We start from the raw sequence: 17,245 nt of genomic DNA on the forward strand, positions 1-17,245 counted from the left end.
GATCAGCGCGATCACTGCTGCCATAATGAACACAAGTATCACCGTTGCAGTTGCTACTGCCATTCCGCCCTTAGCTACCAGTCCGAAAATGATAATGGCTGCAATACCAATCAGAAGGATTGGTACAGAGAGTGTAACAAGCAGCATCATAAGTGTTTTTGAACTTTTTTCTGTCTGTTTCATGCTTCATTCCTCTTTTCCGTATTTCTTTTCAATATGTTATCTATTATAAAGCATTTTTCCGGTTTTGTCTTGCTTATTTCTACATTTTCTCAAGAAATAAAGTGTGCGCTTGCCGCACACTTTCGCGCCCGGGCGGATGCATCTCCTATTGCATAAAAAAATTGGGTGCGGCAAAACCGCCGCACCCAATTTTCATGCGTCCAATGGGCGATCTTTTTATCCCTCAATGGAAATATAATGTTTCTCTTCTACCTTTTCCGGTTCCTCTGCCTTCTTTGGTACTTCGAGCGTCAGGACACCATTCTCAAAGGATGCCTTGATGTCTTCCTGCTGAACCGCATCACCGACATAGAAGCTACGCTGGTAAGATCCATAATAACGTTCCTTACGGATAAATTTACCTTTGTCGTCCTTCTCATCCTGCTTATCCTCATGCTTTGCATTGATGATCAGGTAACCATCCTTCAGTTCTGCCTGAATATCCTCTTTCTTCATTCCCGGAAGTTCAAGGTCAAGCTGATATCTATCGTCATACTCTTTTACATCTGTGTTCATAACTGCGCTGTCAGCCTTCGGGAATCTGTAATTCATTCCACCAAATGGGAACACATCATCAAATAAGTCATCTACAAAATTGTTTGAAAAAATACTAGGTACTAACATAAGTCATTCCTCCTTTTTTCTAAGACATCTATGTTAATATTCCGAACTCCGGTATTTTTTATTACCTTTGTTCTTCCTTGTGATTATGTTATAACACCACTTGTTAGCACTGTCAATAGATGAGTGCTAATTTTCTGTGAACTTTCTGTGAACTTCATCTTTTGTCAGTTATTTCGATTGTTTCCACATATAAAAAAGTGTGCGCTCGCCGCACACTCTCGCGCCCGAGCGGATGCACCCCTTAATTTTCCACTCCGCGAAGTGCGCAGATGGCAACACCTTGTTTTTCTTACTTTTCAAGCATTCTCTTCATATCTTCTTCCGGAGTACTGATTGGTGAGATATTGTAATGTTCTACCAGATAATTCAATACATTTTCCGATAAAAATGCCGGAAGTGTCGGTCCAAGATAGATGTTTTTGATCCCCAGATGTAGCAGAGTCAGCAGGATACAGACTGCCTTCTGCTCATACCAGGAAAGTACCATGGAAAGCGGCAGCTCGTTGACACCACACTCAAATGCTTCTGCAAGTGCCACTGCAACCTTGATCGCACTGTAGGCATCGTTGCACTGTCCCATATCCATCAATCGCGGCAGACCACCGATCTCACCAAGATCCATATCATGAAAACGGTATTTACCACAGGCAAGTGTCAGCACAACTGTATCTGCCGGTGTCTGCTTTACAAATTCTGTATAATAATTTCTTCCCACTCTTGCACCATCACAACCACCCACTAAGAAGAAGTGGCGGATCTGTCCTGCCTTGACGGCATCGATCACCTGATCGGCTACACCAAGCACAGTGCCATGTGCAAATCCGGTCATCACTTCACTTCCTCCATTGATTCCGGTTCTGTACTGTACACTGTCATATCCACCAAGCTCTAATGCCTTCTCGATCACCGGTGTAAAGTCCTTATCTTCCCCGATATGAACCATCTGCGGATAAGAAACGACTTCTGTAGTAAAGACACGGTCTGCATAGCTTGGTTTTACCGGCATCAGGCAGTTTGTTGTATAAAGGATTGCACCCGGAACGTTGTCGAATTCCTTCTGCTGGTTCTGCCATGCTGTTCCGAAGTTGCCCTTTAAGTGCGGATACTCTTTCAGTTCCGGATATGCATGTGCCGGAAGCATCTCGCCATGGGTATAGATATTGATGCCCTTTCCTTCGGTCTGTTCCAGAAGCAGCTTCAGATCACGCAGATCATGACCGGTAACCACGATAAACGGCCCTTTTTCCACTTTCATTGAAACCTCTGTAGGTTTCGGGATTCCGTAAGTCTCTGTGTTGGCACGATCCAGCAGTTCCATACAGGTCAGATTAACTTTTCCCGTCTCCAGAACCACCGGGAGAAGTTCTTCCATGCCAAGATCCATAGACAGCGTAGCCAGTGCTTTATATAAGAAGAAGTTCACTTCTTCCGACTGATATCCAAGTACCATCGCATGGTATGCATACGCTGCAACACCCCGGATGCCGAATAATAACAGGGATTTTAACGACCGGATATCCTCGTCTGCATTCCAGATTTGTTCCATATCATAATTGTCTGTATTTCCACATTTTGCCACACAGGTTCCGCATCCCGGTGCGATTCTGCTTTTTTCCTCTTCCACACGCTCGATCATCACACGAATCGTCTCTTCATTGAAACTTACATTGGTCAGTGTTGTAAATAATCCCTCGATGATCACCCGGTCGGTATCGGCGGTCTTCGGATTGTTGCCGCAGGTCTTCGCAAGGCCGATCAGTGCCCCTGTCAGCTCATCCTGCGCCTTTGCTACATCAGCCGTCTTTCCGCATACTCCGCGCTTTCCGGTACATCCATTGCATCCTGCTGTCTGCTCACACTGAAAACAAAACATATTTTTCTCCATTTTTTGTACTCCTTTTATCAGTTTTTTTATCGTTTTCTTTACTTTTACCTTATCTATCTCATAAGTATCCCTGATTTTTCTGCTTTTATCCTTCGTACTATGTCTCTCGCACAGATAGCCTCACGGATTACACCGTTTGGTTTTTCCCATCCGTCTGCCTTTAAAACGTTCTGGCCGTTACTCCCGGATCGTACCGTCAGTTCCGACCGTGATCACCTGCCATGGCAGCCGTTTTCCGCTCTCTTCAAGGGCACGTTTTGCCGCCATCTCAAGTCCTCCGCAACATGGAACCTCCATGCGGACAACAGTGATACTCTGCACCTCATTCTGCCGGATGATCTCTGCCAGTTTAACGGCATAATCGGTGCTGTCAAGTTTCGGACATCCCACCAGCACCACACGATCTTTTAAAAATTCATCGTGGAACTTCGCATAAGCGTATGCTGTACAGTCTGCCGCGATCAGCAGGTTCGCTCCCTCATAAAAAGGTGCATGCACCGGCAGTAATTTGATCTGTACCGGCCACTGACGCAGACGGGAACGCTCCGCTTTCGCCTTTTCTTCTTTATTTTTCAGCACTGCCGCCTCGTCATAAGCTTCCGCTTCCCGTTCAATAAAATGAATCGCATCCATCGGACATGCCGGAAGGCAATCCCCCAGTCCGTCACAGTAATCGTCGCGCATCAGTTTTGCTTTCCCGTTTACCATACCGATTGCCCCTTCGTGACAGGCCTTAGCACAGGCGCCACAACCGTTACATTTATCTTCCTCTATCTGAATCACTCTTCGGATCATATTCGATTCCTCCTTATTTTCTATATGCACTCCTGAAATCTCTCTATATCTGATTTTACACAAATGCATTTCTGTCTCTGTTATGCTGTCCTTCTTCTCTTTGCAACAGCTCCCTTGCGTTTACAAACAGAGGATACTATAATATCAGATAAAAATATGTTGTTTTAACCACAAAAAGGAGAAAAAATGAATTTTCCAATATTAAAAAAAATCCCCCTGTTTTATGGTGTGAAACCGGAGGAAATTCCGTCTATTCTGCATTGTCTCTCCGGACAGATCCGGTCGTTTTCCAAAGGGGAAATGATCTTTTGTGCCGGTGAATCTATTACCGCTGTAGGAATCGTGCTGGAAGGTTCTGTTCATATTGAAATTGACGATTTCTGGGGCAGTAAAAATATCCTGAATCACGTCGGACCCGGACAGCTTTTCGGCGAAGCCTACGCCTGTTCCCCTTCGGAACCGCTGATGGTCAATGTCGTATCCGTCACGCCCAGTCAGATTTTATTTCTGGATGTTCCGAAGATTTTGCATACCTGTGAAAAACCATGCAGTCATCACCAGCAGATGATTGAAAATCTGCTCCGCATCATGGCAACCAGTAACCTGCAGCTTTCCCGCCGGATCCTGCACACCACACCGAAAACCATCCGTGAACGGCTGCTCGCCTATCTTTCCTATCAGGAACTGCTCACCGGATCGCCTGAGATCACCATCGCCTTCAACCGCCAGCAGCTCGCTGACTATCTCAGCGTGGATCGGAGTGCGCTTTCGAAAGAAATTGGGAAAATGCAGAAGGACGGGCTGCTGGAAGTGAAAAAAAATGAATTTGTCCTAAAAAGCAGAGAATAAAGAATATGATGCCGTGTGCATCTTCGCAGAGTGTTCCCGATTTACTGAAAAACAGTTTTTGTAAGACACTAAACAGGGCAAATCGCTCTTTCGAACGATTCGCCCTGTTTGTGTTTTTATTTACTTGATTTTTGTATTATTCAGCCTCTTCAGCTGTCTCCGGTTCCGGTACACTGTTGTGAACTGCGGTGCAGGATACAACAACTGCTTCCGGATCTGTTTTCAGATCGATGTTCGGATTCTTGGCGATCTCCAGATCTTTGACTTTGATCACATCACCGATCTTCATCTCACCGACATCCACCTGAACTTTATCCACCAGGTCAGCAGGCAGTGCCTTATAAGAAATCTCTTCCAGATCTTCCTGCAGAACACCTGCCTCTACTTTCTCATGGTTGAGCAGAACGATTTCCGCTACGGAATGTACTTTCTCGGTACTTACCAGTGCCTGGAAATCCATCTCATCCACGCGGTTTGCCATTGCATTGTAATCAACCTCTTTGATCAGTGCATCGTAGGTCTTGCCGTCTACTTCCAGCATAACCTGACTTCCTTTGTTGTCCGTCTTCAGCAGCTGATCTACTGCCTTTTTCGTCATCTGGATCGGAAGAGATCCTTCAATCTCTCTGCCAAACAGATTACCTGTGACATAGCCTTCTCTTCTTAATTTCTTTGCTTTGACGTCCATGCTTCTTTTTTCAGCTTTTAAAGTATTCATTTATCTTTTCCTCCAAACTGATTGCTTAGCAGCCTTCTACAAAGAGGTTTTGTTAAGTATTATATATAAATGTGCTACCGTCTGCCATCCGGCAAACCGTATGGTTAATAGTTACCCGATTCAGATATTATCCTTCAATGGCGATGTATTTGTTTTCTTCCACTGCCGGTTTTGCTTCTTTCTTCGGAACGAACAGTTTCAGAATACCATGTTTGAATTCGGCTTTGATCTCACCCGGATCTACTTCCTCTCCCACATAGAAGCTACGTGTGCAGGCACCTGCATAACGTTCTTTACGGATATATTTTCCGGTTTCTTTTTCTTTCTCGTCTTTATCAAGGCCTTTGGCTGCCTCGATGGTCATATAACCATTTTCCAGAGAAACCTTTACTTCATCTTTGGCAAATCCCGGAAGATCTATTTCAAATTCATATCCATTGTCTTTTTCTTTGATATCGGTTTTCATCACATGTCCGGCTCTTCTGCCGTACAGTTTTTTCTCTGCTTTGTGCAGTTCCTTGCCGGTATCGAACGGAAAATAATCATCAAAAAAGTCATCAAACAAATTCTCTCCAAAAATACTAGGCATCAACATAAGTCATCTCTCCTTTTTATTCATCATGTATTATTACCTTGTTTCTTTGGAACTGGGATGCTTCAGGAGCTTTCGAACTTTTTCTTCGTTCTTTTTGTTCCCTTCCTTTGTTCTAGATGTAATATAACACTTCAATCAGCACTCGTCAAGGGGGAGTGCTGATTTTTTTTGTGAAGATTTTGTGTCCTTCCGTGACATTCGTCTGGTACATCGTCTCACAGACAAATGAATGATTCAGTTATTTCGAAAACAATGTATCAGGTCTCATGGGAGCACGGACTTTGACTCGTTGCCCACGTAAATGAAAAACGAACTTCCACCCTTACTTTGTTTGCCACAACATCAAGGTAGAAGTTCGTTTTTCAATTAGTTATCAGGTCTTCGTATGCCGGTTTACATATTTCGCCTTATATTTTGAGTACACGATCGTCTGGTCTTTATACAGCCCGTAATATCCGGACACTGCATAGCTGACCGTCACAGCCAGCAGATAATACGAAACGCCCTGGAAGCCAAACAACTCAAAGGCTATCAGTATAGAAGTAACCGGGCAGTTCGTCACACCGCAGAACACAGCGGTCATCCCGGCGGCTGCACTTAAAGACGGTGAAAATCCCATTATCTGTCCTGCCAGACAGCCAAAGGTAGCACCAATGGCAAATGAAGGAACGATCTCCCCCCCTCGAAAACCTGCACGCATCGTCAGTGCTGTCAGAAGCATTTTCCAGAAAAAGTCAAAGGTCTGCGTCTGTCCATGTTCCACTGCCTGTTCGATCAGCTGATTACCCGCACCCATATACCGGTCTGTCCCAAGGATCCAGTACAGGACTACTACCAGACAGCCCGCCGCGAAGACACGCAGATATGGATTTTTCATCCATTTATCATATCCCTTGCTCACATATTCCAGTAACAGACAAAAAAGGATACTGACTGCACCGCAGCCTACGGCGATGATGCCCATTTTAATCCCGTTTTCCATCGAAAATGCCGGGATTCCCGTGACATGAAAGTTCTCCGGATGGATTCCGAAACTTCCCGCAAAATCATAAGCAACCAGCGATGCCACCACACAGGGCAGCAAAGCCGCATAGTACATCACACCTACGCTGACCACTTCCATGGCAAATATCGCTGCCGCCATCGGCGTACCGAAAACAGCCGAAAACGCAGCACTCATCCCGCACATAACGATCACATGGCGGTCTTCCTCATCCAGATGAATCCACCGTCCCAGTTGATTTCCGATACTTCCTCCAAGCTGGATCGCCGCACCTTCCCGGCCTGCTGAGCCACCAAGCAGATGTGTCAATGCTGTAGCGATAAAAATCAGTGGTGCTGAACGAAGCGGGACCTCATCCTGCGACCGGATCGTAGAGAGTACCTGGTTCGTTCCTCTGTCCTCTTTTCCAATCTTCTGATATAAAAATACAATCAACAGACCACCAAAAGGCAATAATAAAACAACCGCCGGTCTGTCTGCCCGAAACTGTGTCACCCAGCTCAGACACCCGGCAAATAAACTGCTGGCACCGCCAACCACTCCACCGATCAGAAGTGCCAGCAGGATCCATTTGACAAAGTTGCTCATATCCTGCTGTATCCGTTTTCCATAATAATGTGACATCACTTCCAGACGGTGATGTCCCTTTTTCATAGGTTCCATATGTTTCCCCGCTTCCCTTTCCTCTTTCGTATTTCCGCCTCATTTTCCCGGAATCATACTTTCTTTCAGTATACGCCATCCCTGTATATTTTTCCAGCGCAATGAACTTTAAATATCATGGAAAATTGGTTCACTGTTACGGTTCACTGGCTCAATTATTGATATGCAGTGCAACGAAAAAACAGGGCGAAGCTGCTTCCCTCTCAGCGTTCGCCCTGTTTTCCCTTATTTCTTTTACTCCCTCACATCACTGCCTGATCCCCTTATGCGTAGATTCCCTCAGAATCTGTAATCTCGTACTCAAAAGTCTTCAGATTTGCGCGCAGTGTTGCACTCTCGCCCTGGTTTGTCCAGATGAAGGTAATGATTTCACCTTCTGTGGATACTGCAAGTTCTGCATCAAAGCCGAACGCTTTGGATACGTTTCTAAAATGCAGAAGTTTCAACTGCTCTTTTACGATATCTGTCTTCATCAGTTCTTCGATCTGTGCTGCGGACAGATTGGTACGGTTGATTTCTTTATGACCGCCGGCACCGGCACGTTTAACAGCCTCGTGGTCGTTCTTGCCAGCGAAAAGATCCAAGTACCATACCTGCGGTTTTCCAGGCATGAACATCTGCAGTGCTCTGGCCATAAGCATTTTTTTGTCATCTTCGCCCAGTGCACTGTAATAAGTTGCATTTACCTGATAATATACATTTTTCTGACCATGAAGATCTTTCACATATCCGCCTCTTGCAACAACAGTGTCGATGATCTGCTGGATTCTTTCTTCCGGGATCAGCCCCTTCAGATCCAGAAGCGGGATTCCATCGTGGCAGCCCAGCATGTTGACTACATGGATTTCTTTTTCCATCAGTTCTTTTGCCCATTTTTCCAGAGTGGAACCGTTGCCGCTTTCCAGTGCATCGATGATCATGCCCGGAAGGAAGAAATCGTAGGTCATGTAACCCTGTTTTGCAATCTGTTCATAGTTCTTCTCTCCGTAGCTTGCATGGATCTCCGGAAGAAGGGTCAGATTGTATTTGTCTGCCAGTTTTCGTACTTTTTCCAGTACTTCCCATGTTCCCGGCTCATTCAGGAAGTTTTTTTCTCCCGGCTCCTTCGGTGCATAAGCAAATGCGTCCAGACGCACGATCTTTGCTCCATATGCAGCCAGCGTCTTCAGTGTTTCGTCATAAAACTCCCATACCAGTGGAGATTTGATATTCAGATCCATCTGTCCCAGATATTTTCTCTTGCTCTCCAGAAGTTCTACCACGCTGTCTTTACAGAAAGTATCAATGCTGAGTTCTGACGGTTTTTTACCTGCTGCAATCTCCTCATTGACTTTCTTCGCGATCAGATCTGCTTTGTAATACTGTACCTTTGCCACCTGCATAATGTCCTGTGCATCCAGTACCGGATATTTAATTTCCTGATAGAACGTATTCCAGTAAGGCACATTTTTTCCGTCCGGGAAACGTACCATCAGGATGGGAAGACCCGGTTTACGGAAGAACATATGCTCGATCAGTTCCTGATCCGGCTGGATATATCCTTCTTCAGTCATGGTTCCCTTTCCTTCCCAGAACTTGTTCCAGTCGATAAAGAAATCACGGTATTTGGAGTCGTCGCCGTTTTTCAGGATATCCTGAAACTGCCTGGATAATACAGAAGCATGGTTCAGGATAAAATCCAGTTTCAGATTAATTCCCAGTTCTTCCAGTGCTTCCAGATCTTTTTTATCTGCCAGTTCTTCATTCAATGTGTAATCGATTACAGAGAACCCGCGATCAAGATCTGTATTAAATACGCTGGGCAGAATATAGAAGGAAGAAAATACATCCTTTAATTCCGGTTTCTGTAAAAATCCGGTGATATCACTGAGGGTTCCACCTACGCTGTCCGGATATGCATTTAACATCGGTTTTGCATCTGCTGTAACGGTCATTTTACTCATGCTTCTCTCTCCTTATATTCTTCCCTGATCCATGATCTCTTTGTATTCGTCATAGGATAACAGTTTTCCTGCTTTGGATACGATCACTTTCGCTTTATGAGCCTGGCTCTCCAGCATATCCTGTTCCAGTTCCAGTACCATGGTGGTAAATGGGCTGTCTACAGCACCGTCACGATTTCTTGCTTTTCTGTGTGCCATAGTCTCCTGCGGAGTACTGTTTAACAGAACCGGGATATCTACACCCTTGTAATTGTCACTGTTTCCGTGTGTCCACTCGATGATCAGGATCTCGGTATCAGAGAAATCCACTTCTTCATACCACAGTTCGGTATCTTCTCTTCCCATCCGTTTCAGCCAGATCTTTTCTGCCTTGTTTTTAAAGCTTTCAACGATTTCTTCCACTTCTTTGAAATCGATTTCATTCAGGGTACCAAGATATCCTCTCAGGCCTGCCTTACCATTCTCCAGATAAGATTCATACCAGTCGTAGCTCTCTTTCAGCTTCGGATCTGCATCCATTCCTGCAATCTGTCTTTCATGGATGATGTCGAATCTTTCTTTTGTAAATGTTCCGTCTTTTACCATACCGCGGATCGCGCTCTCACGAAATACATGAAGACGTTCTGCATCGTTGTACTTTGGAATTCTGTGCGGATAGTTATCTCCGGACAGTGTATAGGCTTTCATGCCAATCTGATTAAAATAGAAAGAAAGCAGAGAAGCGGTCTCTGATTTTCCTACTCCGGATCCACCGCATACAGTCAGTACGATCTTGCGGTCTGCGTCTTCTTTTTTCAGTTCTCTGATCTGTCCTAAAAGTTCTCTGAAGATCAGGTTTGCTTTGTTGATGTGATCTTCACCAATCTCGATCTTGTCTCCTGGCATGTCGCCCTGTGGGATCTTCTCCGGGATCACCGGTGCAGTCCATGCAGAAGGATTTTCCACATATTTGTTCATGTTTGCCTCCTCTTGTCCGGCTGCCTTCCGACAGCCGCTGAATCATTGCGTTTTCGTAACTGTTCCATACCTTCACAGGTACGGACCAAAATGCATGTAAGCTCATCTTCGATGATATCATTTTGGCTTATTTGTCAGATAAAGGAATTATATCACGACATTGTGAAAAACATATCGCAATATAATCGGTGTTATTATATGCCAGATACCCGTTTTCCGTCAATATTTCTTCAAAATATTTCTCCGTGTAATTTTTGTGTAATATTTGCTTAATATCTTTATGGTAAAATATCTCATATTTTTTTAGAGGAGGAAATCTATGAAAAAGTTTTATACGTGGTATCAAAAACATATCACAGGTGCAATCTTTATCGGCCTGATTCTCGGTATTCTGACCGGACTTTTTCTGGCTGGACGATTTGAACCTGTACTGACCGTCACCAGTCTTCTGGGAAGCATCTATATGAATGCACTGAATATGATGATCTTCCCTCTGGTCTTCTGTTCCATCATCATGGGTATCACCAGTATCGGTAATGCCCGTACCACCGGAAAGATCACCGGTTATTCCATGATCTTTTTCCTGTGTACCACCGGACTTGCCAGTCTGGCAGGACTGATCATCCCACGTCTGATCCGCCTTGGAAAAGGAGTTAACTTCGAGATGGCAACTTCCGATATCCAGGCTACCGAGATGACCAGCATCCTGGATACCGTAAAAAACCTGATCCCGTCCAATCCGGTAGCTGCTTTTGCCAACGGAAATATGCTTCAGGTTCTGGTATTTGCCGTTATCATCGGTTTTACCCTGTTGGCGATCAAAGAAAAAGGGGAACCTCTGTTACATCTGATTGATTCCTGTAACGAGGTATGTCTGAAGATCATCAGCACCGTGATGTATTTTACCCCGATCGGTGTCTTCTGTACCATCGTACCGGTTGTAGAAGCCAACGGAACCAAGACGATCCTGTCTCTGGCTACCCAGCTGATCATTCTGTATGTGACTTTCTACGGATTTGCACTGTTCATCTATGGAGGATCCGTAAAACTTCTTGGTAAGACAAGCCCGGTCAAATTCTTCAAGGCCATCATGCCTGCTGCTCTGAATGCCTTCGGAACCTGTTCCAGTTCCGCAACCATCCCGATCAGCAAACAGTGTGTGGAAGAAGAACTCGGTGTCTCCAACAAGATCACCAGTATCACCATTCCTCTGGGAGCAACCGTCAACATGGATGCGGTATCCATCCTGATGTCCTTTATGATCATGTTCTTCGCTAATGCCTGCGGTATTAACGTAAGCATCAGCATGATGATCATTATCCTGTTAGCCAACGTTCTCCTTTCTGTGGGAACTCCGGGTATCCCCGGCGGAGCCATTGCTTCTTTCGCAGCTCTTGCTACCATGGCAGGGCTTCCGGCCGGCGTTATGGGTGTCTACATCAGTATCAACACCCTGTGTGACATGGGTGCAACCTGTGTCAATGTCATCGGTGACCTGGCTGCCTGTGTGGTTCTGAAGGAGAAAATCAAGTTAGACGAATAAAACAATTAATTACATAAGTGCAGAAAACGGGATACACCCGGACATCGAAAATGATTCCAGGTGCATCCCGTTTTTATTTTCTCATTTTTTTCAGCAGATTTTCTCCAGCCCTCTTACAATCTTTCCGATCCGCTCCATATCTACCGAAGAATAATTCATTACATACGTGTTTTCAATTCCTGCCTTCTTTTCATAGTAGAACTTGGAAAGTGGTGACAGCTTGATGCCCTGGGCTTTTGCCAGCTCTATTACATTCTCCTCAGCTTTCTCCGTTTTCAGTTTCATCAAGAAATGCACACCGGCCTCTTCCCCGGATATTTCCACGCATTTGTGCAGACCACTATCCCAGATCGCAGATAAGAATCCATTTTTCTTATTTTGATAGTAATTGCGCAGCCTGTTAATATGTTTTTCGAAATATCCTTCTTTGATAAACAGATCCAGAGTATATTGTTCAAAGTTTGATACCGTACAGGAATAAAATGATAATTTCTGATAAAACTGTTCCAGAAGCGGACGCGGCAGGATCATATAACTGATACGTACAGTAGAAGCCAGCGTCTTTGTAAAGGTATTCATATAAATAACTTTTTCGGAAATATCGATACTTTGCAGTGTGGGGATCGGTTTCCCGCCCAGACGCAGTTCACTGTCGTAATCGTCCTCGATGATGTACCTCCTTTCTCCTTTTGAAGCCCAACCAAGAAGTTCATAACGGCGGCTGATCGGCATCACAATTCCGGTCGGATAATGATGGGATGGAGAAATATGTACGATATCTACCTTTTTTTCTTCTAACTGAGAAACTTCCACGCCTTCATCATCCATATCGATGTATGTCCAGTTTACCTGATAGTTCCGATAGATTTTCCCGATCTTCTGATATCCCGGATTTTCCACCGCATAGACTGCCTCGTGTCCCAGAAGCTGGATCAGCAGACCGTACAGGTACTCGGTTCCGGCTCCTATGATGATCTGCTCCGGCTGTACCGTCATGCCCCTGAAATCCTTCAGATAGCCCGCGATGGACTGTCTGAGTGACATAATTCCTCCACAGGGCGGGTTGGTCATCAACTGAATCCGGCTGTCGCTTAACACCTCCCTGACCATCTTCGCCCAGATGGTAAAGGGAAACTGATCGGCCTCGGTCTGATTACTGGTAAAATCAGCCAGATAACTGTTTTCTCCACTGGTCATGGGAATAATCTCCTGCACTTCTTCTCTCTGTTTTGTCTCCAACACCCCTTTAAAGTCCGTTACATAGAATCCTCTTTTGGGCATGGAATAAATATAGCCCTCCGCGATCAGCTGCTCATAGGCATTTTCTACAGTGATCACGCTGATACCCAGATTTTTTGCAAAACTCCGCTTGGAGGGAAGTTTTTCTCCTGCCTGCAAAGTCCCCTGTAAAATATCGTTTTTGATGCATTTGTACAGATATTCATACATGGAATCTGACCCTATATTTGTGAAATTATACGTCAGCATTGTTCTTCTTTTCTCCTGTCTGGCCTTACTGAATATATTTATTTTGATAATTTTTTCATATCCACTTTAGCATTATAATCTACCCATACATTTTTTTCAAGAGATTAACCTACTACTTAAGGAGGAATATTATTATTATGGAAAACAGATACGAACTGAACAAGGAACTGGCACAGATGTTAAAGGGCGGTGTCATCATGGATGTCACCACACCGGAGCAGGCAAAGATCGCGGAAGCAGCAGGTGCCTGTGCTGTCATGGCACTGGAACGGATACCTGCAGATATCCGTGCAGCCGGCGGTGTTTCCCGTATGAGTGATCCGAAGATGATTCAGGGGATCCAGAATGCTGTTACTATCCCGGTTATGGCCAAATGCCGAATCGGTCATTTTGTGGAGGCTCAGGTTCTCGAAGCGATCGAGATTGACTATATCGATGAGAGTGAAGTGCTCTCTCCTGCAGATGATGTGTACCATATCAATAAGAAAAACTTTAAAGTACCTTTTGTATGTGGAGCAAAGGATCTGGGCGAGGCGCTTCGCCGGATCAACGAGGGTGCTTCCATGATCCGTACCAAAGGAGAACCTGGTACCGGTGATATCGTGCAGGCGGTACGTCATATGCGTAAAATGAACAGTGCGATCGCACAGATCAAAGGCATGCGTGAGGATGAGCTTTTTGAGATTGCAAAGCAGTTACAGGTTCCTTTTGATCTGGTTGCTTATGTACATGAAAATGGAAAGCTTCCGGTGGTTAATTTTGCAGCCGGAGGTGTGGCTACTCCTGCAGATGCAGCTTTGATGATGCAGCTGGGTGCCGAGGGTGTCTTCGTAGGATCCGGTATCTTCAAATCAGGCAATCCGGAGAAGAGAGCAAATGCGATTGTGAAAGCGGTTACGAATTATACAGATGCGAAGATAATCGCCAGATTATCTGAGGATCTCGGGGAAGCGATGGTCGGTATCAACGAATCTGAGATTCAGCTTCTGATGGCAGAAAGGGGAAAGTAAGATGAAAATTGCAGTTCTTGCCGTACAGGGAGCTTTTATCGAGCACGAGCGGAAACTGGAAGTACTTGGGGCTTCCTGTGTGGAGCTTCGCAAGGCAGAGGATCTGAACCAGTCTTATGACGGGCTGGTTCTTCCCGGCGGCGAAAGTACGGTACAGGGGAAGCTTTTACGGGAGCTTGGGATGTTTGATACGATCCGGAAGCAGATTAAGAAGGGACTTCCGGTTTTGGCTACCTGTGCGGGGATGATTCTTCTGGCGGATTCGCTGGAGGGGGATGCGATGGTACATCTTCAGACGGTTCCGATGACGGTGAAGAGGAATGCTTATGGACGGCAGTTGGGGAGTTTTCACACGGAAGCAGAGTTTAAAGGAATTGGGGAGATTCCTATGACGTTTATCCGCGCGCCTTATGTGGCGGATGTTTCGGATGGCGTTGAGGTACTGGCTGTAGTACAGGATCGGATTGTGGCGATTCGGTATGGGAAGCAGATGGCGCTGGCGTTTCATCCGGAGCTGGATGAGGATCATCGGGTGCATGAAGAGTTTTTACGGATGTGTGGAGAAAAATAAGTTCGGTTGGGTTCATGACGGACGAAGCGGGAGGGCGGACAGCGCCGGGCAGACAGCTGCTGGTAACGCAAATCTGAGCTAGTCACCAACTCCGACTATGTTCACGAGGGTCGGCGGACCCTCGCGAAAGTCTGCGTAGGTGCCGGATCTCATCTTTGCTAAAAGCACCAGCAAAAGGCTGTCTGCCCGGCGCTGTCCGCCCTCCCGCTTCTGGCTTTCGTTGAGACTGGTTTTGTTCGATGGGAGATTTCCCTCTGGTAGATTGTTTTTGATTTTGGAAGTTACTATTCAATAAGTGACATATGACTTGTAACTTTGAAAGTACTGAACAGTTCCCTTTGAAACTGTTTACTCTTTAAGTTGTTTTTTATCATAACTGCTTAGTAAAAAAGACAGCCTGTTTTCGCATTAGTTTTTGCTTAAACAGACTGTCCGCAGCGCGGCAAAACGGTTTTCTCCATTTGGATCAATTTTCACCATCTCGGATGAATATCCGGGCAGTGGCGGTGGGTTATGGCGGCGCGCATTTCTACATAGCAGCCGCAGATGCGGCACATACCGGAGAGCAGGTGGTCGCAGGTTTTGCACTGGGACAGGCGGGTTTCGTATTCCTGATCCGGGGTTTTGTCGTCGGGGTTCAGGTTGGCGATGTATTCGTACATGGTTTTGTAGGTGTCTGCTTCGCTCATTTCACGAAGCAGACATTTTTTGCAGATTCTTGTGAATGTGTCCATTGTTTTTTCTTTCTCTGTTTTTTATATCGTGTCATTTTACCGGAAAAGGGCAGCCTGTATAACAGGCCACCCTTTTGGTATCGCAGGGATTGCTCCGCGATTTTCACGCGGACTTTATTTCAGTGCAATGTGCAGTACACTGCAGGCCGGAATGGTGAATTTGATTCCGGCGTGTACTTTTTCTACGCCTTCGAAGGACTGTACCACTACGTTTTCCGGATCATCGAAAGTATTTTTTGCATGCATTTCCTGGGTTACGATCTGAGCTTCGATGGATTCCACTTTTTTACCAAGGATGGTAGTTTCGATCGGGTAAGCATGTTCCAGATCCAGGTTGGTCATGGTGATATGCATCACACCGTCCGTATCTACGGATACAGACTCAGACAGATTTGGTACCATATTTTCTTCTTCCAGTCCGACGGTTTCTGTCTCCAGGGTGCTGTCCAGGAGGTCTGCGTCCTGATGGTATTTGTACATATCAAATACATGATAGGTCGGGGTCTTGATCATTTTGCTGCCTTCGGTCAGGATTACGGCCTGCAAGACGTTTATCATCTGGGCGATGTTTGCCATTTTTACGCGGTCGCTGTGTTTATTAAAGATATTCAGGTTGATACCTGCTACCAGGGCATCGCGCATCGTGTTCTGCTGATACAGGAAGCCCGGGTTGGTTCCCGGTTCTACTTCGTACCAGGTTCCCCATTCATCGACGATCATTCCGACTTCTTTTTTCGGATCGTATTTATCCATGATCGCTCCGTGACGGGTGATCAGTTCGTCCATGTACCAGGTCTTTTTCATGGTCTGGTACCATTTTTTTTCGTCAAATTCAGTAGCACTTCCTTTGTTTAACCATCCGCCCGGATGCGTATAGTAGTGCAGAGACAGCCCGTCCATAAATCCGTGCTGACCCGGTTCGTTTCGACGGAAGGTGGTTTTCATGACTTCCTCTGTCCACTCGTAATCGTCCACATTTGCTCCGCAGGCGATCTTTTTGATCGGTTTGTTTCCGGCATAGTTCCGCACATATGTCTGGTATCTGCGGTACATATTTCCATAGAAATCCGGATTCATGTTACCGCCACAGCCCCAGTTTTCATTTCCCACACCAAAGTAATCTACCGTCCACGCTTCTTTGTGACCGTTTTTCGTTCTCAGGTCTGCCATCGGGGATACGCCCTCGAAGGTCATGTATTCTACCCACTCAGACATTTCCTGTACGGTTCCGCTTCCCATGTTGCCGTTGATATAAGTCTCACAGCCCAGCTGACGGCACAGCTCGAAGAATTCGTGCGTTCCGAAGCTGTTGTCTTCTACCACGCCGCCCCAGTGGGTGTTGACGATTTTCTTTCTTCCTTCTTTCGGTCCGATGCCGTCTTTCCAGTGATATTCGTCAGCGAAACATCCACCCGGCCAGCGAAGTACCGGGATACGGATCTGTTTTAAGGCTTCCACCACATCGGTACGCATCCCGTTGACGTTCGGAATTTCAGAATTTTCTCCCACATACAGTCCCTCATAAATACACCTTCCCAGATGCTCGGAAAAATGTCCCTGCAGTTCTTTATTGATATGGGAAAGTTTTCGTTCTGCATTGATTACTAATTTTGCCATGTTGTTCCTCCATATTTTTATGTATAAA

At 45.6% G+C, this 17,245-nt stretch carries 16 protein-coding genes; 4 read left to right on the plus strand and 12 right to left on the minus strand.

Translation table 11 applies throughout. The annotated features are described in order from the left end of the window. The 4 genes from MSA64_RS09195 to MSA64_RS09210 all read right to left on the minus strand — a co-directional run. A partial coding sequence (locus MSA64_RS09195) for a hypothetical protein (RefSeq protein WP_287891402.1) occupies positions 1-183 on the minus strand: 183 nt, incomplete at its 3' end. 216 nt (positions 184-399) lie between these two features. Continuing rightward, positions 400-846, minus strand: a complete 447-nt coding sequence (locus MSA64_RS09200; protein WP_287891404.1) for an Hsp20/alpha crystallin family protein — start codon at positions 844-846, stop codon at positions 400-402. 289 nt (positions 847-1,135) lie between these two features. After that, complete coding sequence (hcp, locus tag MSA64_RS09205) at positions 1,136-2,731, minus strand: hydroxylamine reductase (protein ID WP_287891406.1); 1,596 nt, start codon at positions 2,729-2,731, stop codon at positions 1,136-1,138. Positions 2,732-2,908: 177 nt separating this feature from the next. After that, the gene (locus MSA64_RS09210) at positions 2,909-3,526 is read right to left on the minus strand and encodes an ATP-binding protein (protein ID WP_287891408.1); all 618 of its coding nucleotides are present in this window, start codon (positions 3,524-3,526) and stop codon (positions 2,909-2,911) included. A 186-nt stretch (positions 3,527-3,712) separates the two neighbouring features. Here MSA64_RS09210 and MSA64_RS09215 point away from each other — a divergent pair, with 186 nt between their 5' ends. Beyond that, the gene (locus MSA64_RS09215) at positions 3,713-4,375 is read left to right on the plus strand and encodes a Crp/Fnr family transcriptional regulator (RefSeq protein WP_154432499.1); all 663 of its coding nucleotides are present in this window, start codon (positions 3,713-3,715) and stop codon (positions 4,373-4,375) included. 136 nt (positions 4,376-4,511) lie between these two features. On the opposite strand, the gene MSA64_RS09220 is transcribed toward MSA64_RS09215, so the two are convergent. From MSA64_RS09220 to MSA64_RS09240, 5 genes are all read right to left on the minus strand, one after another. Continuing rightward, positions 4,512-5,093 (minus strand): 50S ribosomal protein L25, encoded by a 582-nt coding sequence (locus MSA64_RS09220; protein ID WP_287891410.1) that lies wholly within the window; start codon positions 5,091-5,093, stop codon positions 4,512-4,514. A gap of 127 nt (positions 5,094-5,220) precedes the next feature. Next, a complete protein-coding gene (locus MSA64_RS09225; protein ID WP_154432501.1) occupies positions 5,221-5,688 on the minus strand; it encodes an Hsp20/alpha crystallin family protein in 468 nt (155 codons plus the stop codon). Positions 5,689-6,061: 373 nt separating this feature from the next. Beyond that, entirely contained in the window at positions 6,062-7,354 is a 1,293-nt protein-coding gene (locus MSA64_RS09230) for a chloride channel protein (RefSeq protein ID WP_330639100.1), read from the minus strand. A gap of 263 nt (positions 7,355-7,617) precedes the next feature. Continuing rightward, a complete protein-coding gene (locus MSA64_RS09235) occupies positions 7,618-9,297 on the minus strand; it encodes an alpha-amylase family glycosyl hydrolase (RefSeq protein ID WP_022172736.1) in 1,680 nt (559 codons plus the stop codon). A 12-nt stretch (positions 9,298-9,309) separates the two neighbouring features. Continuing rightward, positions 9,310-10,254, minus strand: coding sequence for an adenylylsulfate kinase (locus MSA64_RS09240; RefSeq protein WP_287891411.1), 945 nt, complete (start codon positions 10,252-10,254; stop codon positions 9,310-9,312). Positions 10,255-10,573: 319 nt separating this feature from the next. Here MSA64_RS09240 and MSA64_RS09245 point away from each other — a divergent pair, with 319 nt between their 5' ends. After that, positions 10,574-11,797, plus strand: a complete 1,224-nt coding sequence (locus MSA64_RS09245) for a dicarboxylate/amino acid:cation symporter (RefSeq protein WP_154432503.1) — start codon at positions 10,574-10,576, stop codon at positions 11,795-11,797. Between the two features lie 90 nt (positions 11,798-11,887). Here the strand turns inward: MSA64_RS09245 and pdxR are convergent, their stop codons facing one another. After that, positions 11,888-13,285 (minus strand): MocR-like pyridoxine biosynthesis transcription factor PdxR, encoded by a 1,398-nt coding sequence (pdxR, locus tag MSA64_RS09250; RefSeq protein WP_287891413.1) that lies wholly within the window; start codon positions 13,283-13,285, stop codon positions 11,888-11,890. Positions 13,286-13,422: 137 nt separating this feature from the next. Here pdxR and pdxS point away from each other — a divergent pair, with 137 nt between their 5' ends. Beyond that, a complete protein-coding gene (pdxS, locus tag MSA64_RS09255; protein WP_277664186.1) occupies positions 13,423-14,295 on the plus strand; it encodes a pyridoxal 5'-phosphate synthase lyase subunit PdxS in 873 nt (290 codons plus the stop codon). A 1-nt stretch (position 14,296) separates the two neighbouring features. Beyond that, positions 14,297-14,866: a pyridoxal 5'-phosphate synthase glutaminase subunit PdxT gene (gene pdxT, locus MSA64_RS09260; protein WP_154432506.1), complete on the plus strand. Its 570-nt coding sequence runs from the start codon at positions 14,297-14,299 to the stop codon at positions 14,864-14,866. Positions 14,867-15,339: 473 nt separating this feature from the next. On the opposite strand, the gene MSA64_RS09265 is transcribed toward pdxT, so the two are convergent. Both MSA64_RS09265 and MSA64_RS09270 read right to left on the minus strand, forming a co-directional pair. Further along, positions 15,340-15,600: a DUF6171 family protein gene (locus tag MSA64_RS09265; RefSeq protein WP_022172742.1), complete on the minus strand. Its 261-nt coding sequence runs from the start codon at positions 15,598-15,600 to the stop codon at positions 15,340-15,342. Positions 15,601-15,714: 114 nt separating this feature from the next. After that, positions 15,715-17,217: an alpha-N-arabinofuranosidase gene (locus MSA64_RS09270; protein WP_287891416.1), complete on the minus strand. Its 1,503-nt coding sequence runs from the start codon at positions 17,215-17,217 to the stop codon at positions 15,715-15,717. Positions 17,218-17,245: the final 28 nt, after the last annotated feature.

Source organism: Oliverpabstia sp., assembly GCF_022785585.1.
In the GTDB taxonomy this organism is placed as follows: Bacteria; Bacillota; Clostridia; order Lachnospirales; family Lachnospiraceae; genus Oliverpabstia; species Oliverpabstia intestinalis.

Coding starts and splice junctions, on each gene's coding strand:
- MSA64_RS09270 (WP_287891416.1), bottom strand. CDS start 17,217: ATGGCAAAATTAGTAATCAATGCAGAACGAAAACTTTCCCATATCAAT.
- MSA64_RS09200 (WP_287891404.1), bottom strand. CDS start 846: ATGTTAGTACCTAGTATTTTTTCAAACAATTTTGTAGATGACTTATTT.
- MSA64_RS09240 (WP_287891411.1), bottom strand. CDS start 10,254: ATGAACAAATATGTGGAAAATCCTTCTGCATGGACTGCACCGGTGATC.
- MSA64_RS09225 (WP_154432501.1), bottom strand. CDS start 5,688: ATGTTGATGCCTAGTATTTTTGGAGAGAATTTGTTTGATGACTTTTTT.
- MSA64_RS09215 (WP_154432499.1), top strand. CDS start 3,713: ATGAATTTTCCAATATTAAAAAAAATCCCCCTGTTTTATGGTGTGAAA.
- MSA64_RS09220 (WP_287891410.1), bottom strand. CDS start 5,093: ATGAATACTTTAAAAGCTGAAAAAAGAAGCATGGACGTCAAAGCAAAG.
- pdxR (WP_287891413.1), bottom strand. CDS start 13,285: ATGCTGACGTATAATTTCACAAATATAGGGTCAGATTCCATGTATGAA.
- MSA64_RS09245 (WP_154432503.1), top strand. CDS start 10,574: ATGAAAAAGTTTTATACGTGGTATCAAAAACATATCACAGGTGCAATC.
- pdxT (WP_154432506.1), top strand. CDS start 14,297: ATGAAAATTGCAGTTCTTGCCGTACAGGGAGCTTTTATCGAGCACGAG.
- MSA64_RS09235 (WP_022172736.1), bottom strand. CDS start 9,297: ATGAGTAAAATGACCGTTACAGCAGATGCAAAACCGATGTTAAATGCA.
- hcp (WP_287891406.1), bottom strand. CDS start 2,731: ATGGAGAAAAATATGTTTTGTTTTCAGTGTGAGCAGACAGCAGGATGC.
- MSA64_RS09265 (WP_022172742.1), bottom strand. CDS start 15,600: ATGGACACATTCACAAGAATCTGCAAAAAATGTCTGCTTCGTGAAATG.
- MSA64_RS09210 (WP_287891408.1), bottom strand. CDS start 3,526: ATGATCCGAAGAGTGATTCAGATAGAGGAAGATAAATGTAACGGTTGT.
- pdxS (WP_277664186.1), top strand. CDS start 13,423: ATGGAAAACAGATACGAACTGAACAAGGAACTGGCACAGATGTTAAAG.
- MSA64_RS09230 (WP_330639100.1), bottom strand. CDS start 7,354: ATGGAACCTATGAAAAAGGGACATCACCGTCTGGAAGTGATGTCACAT.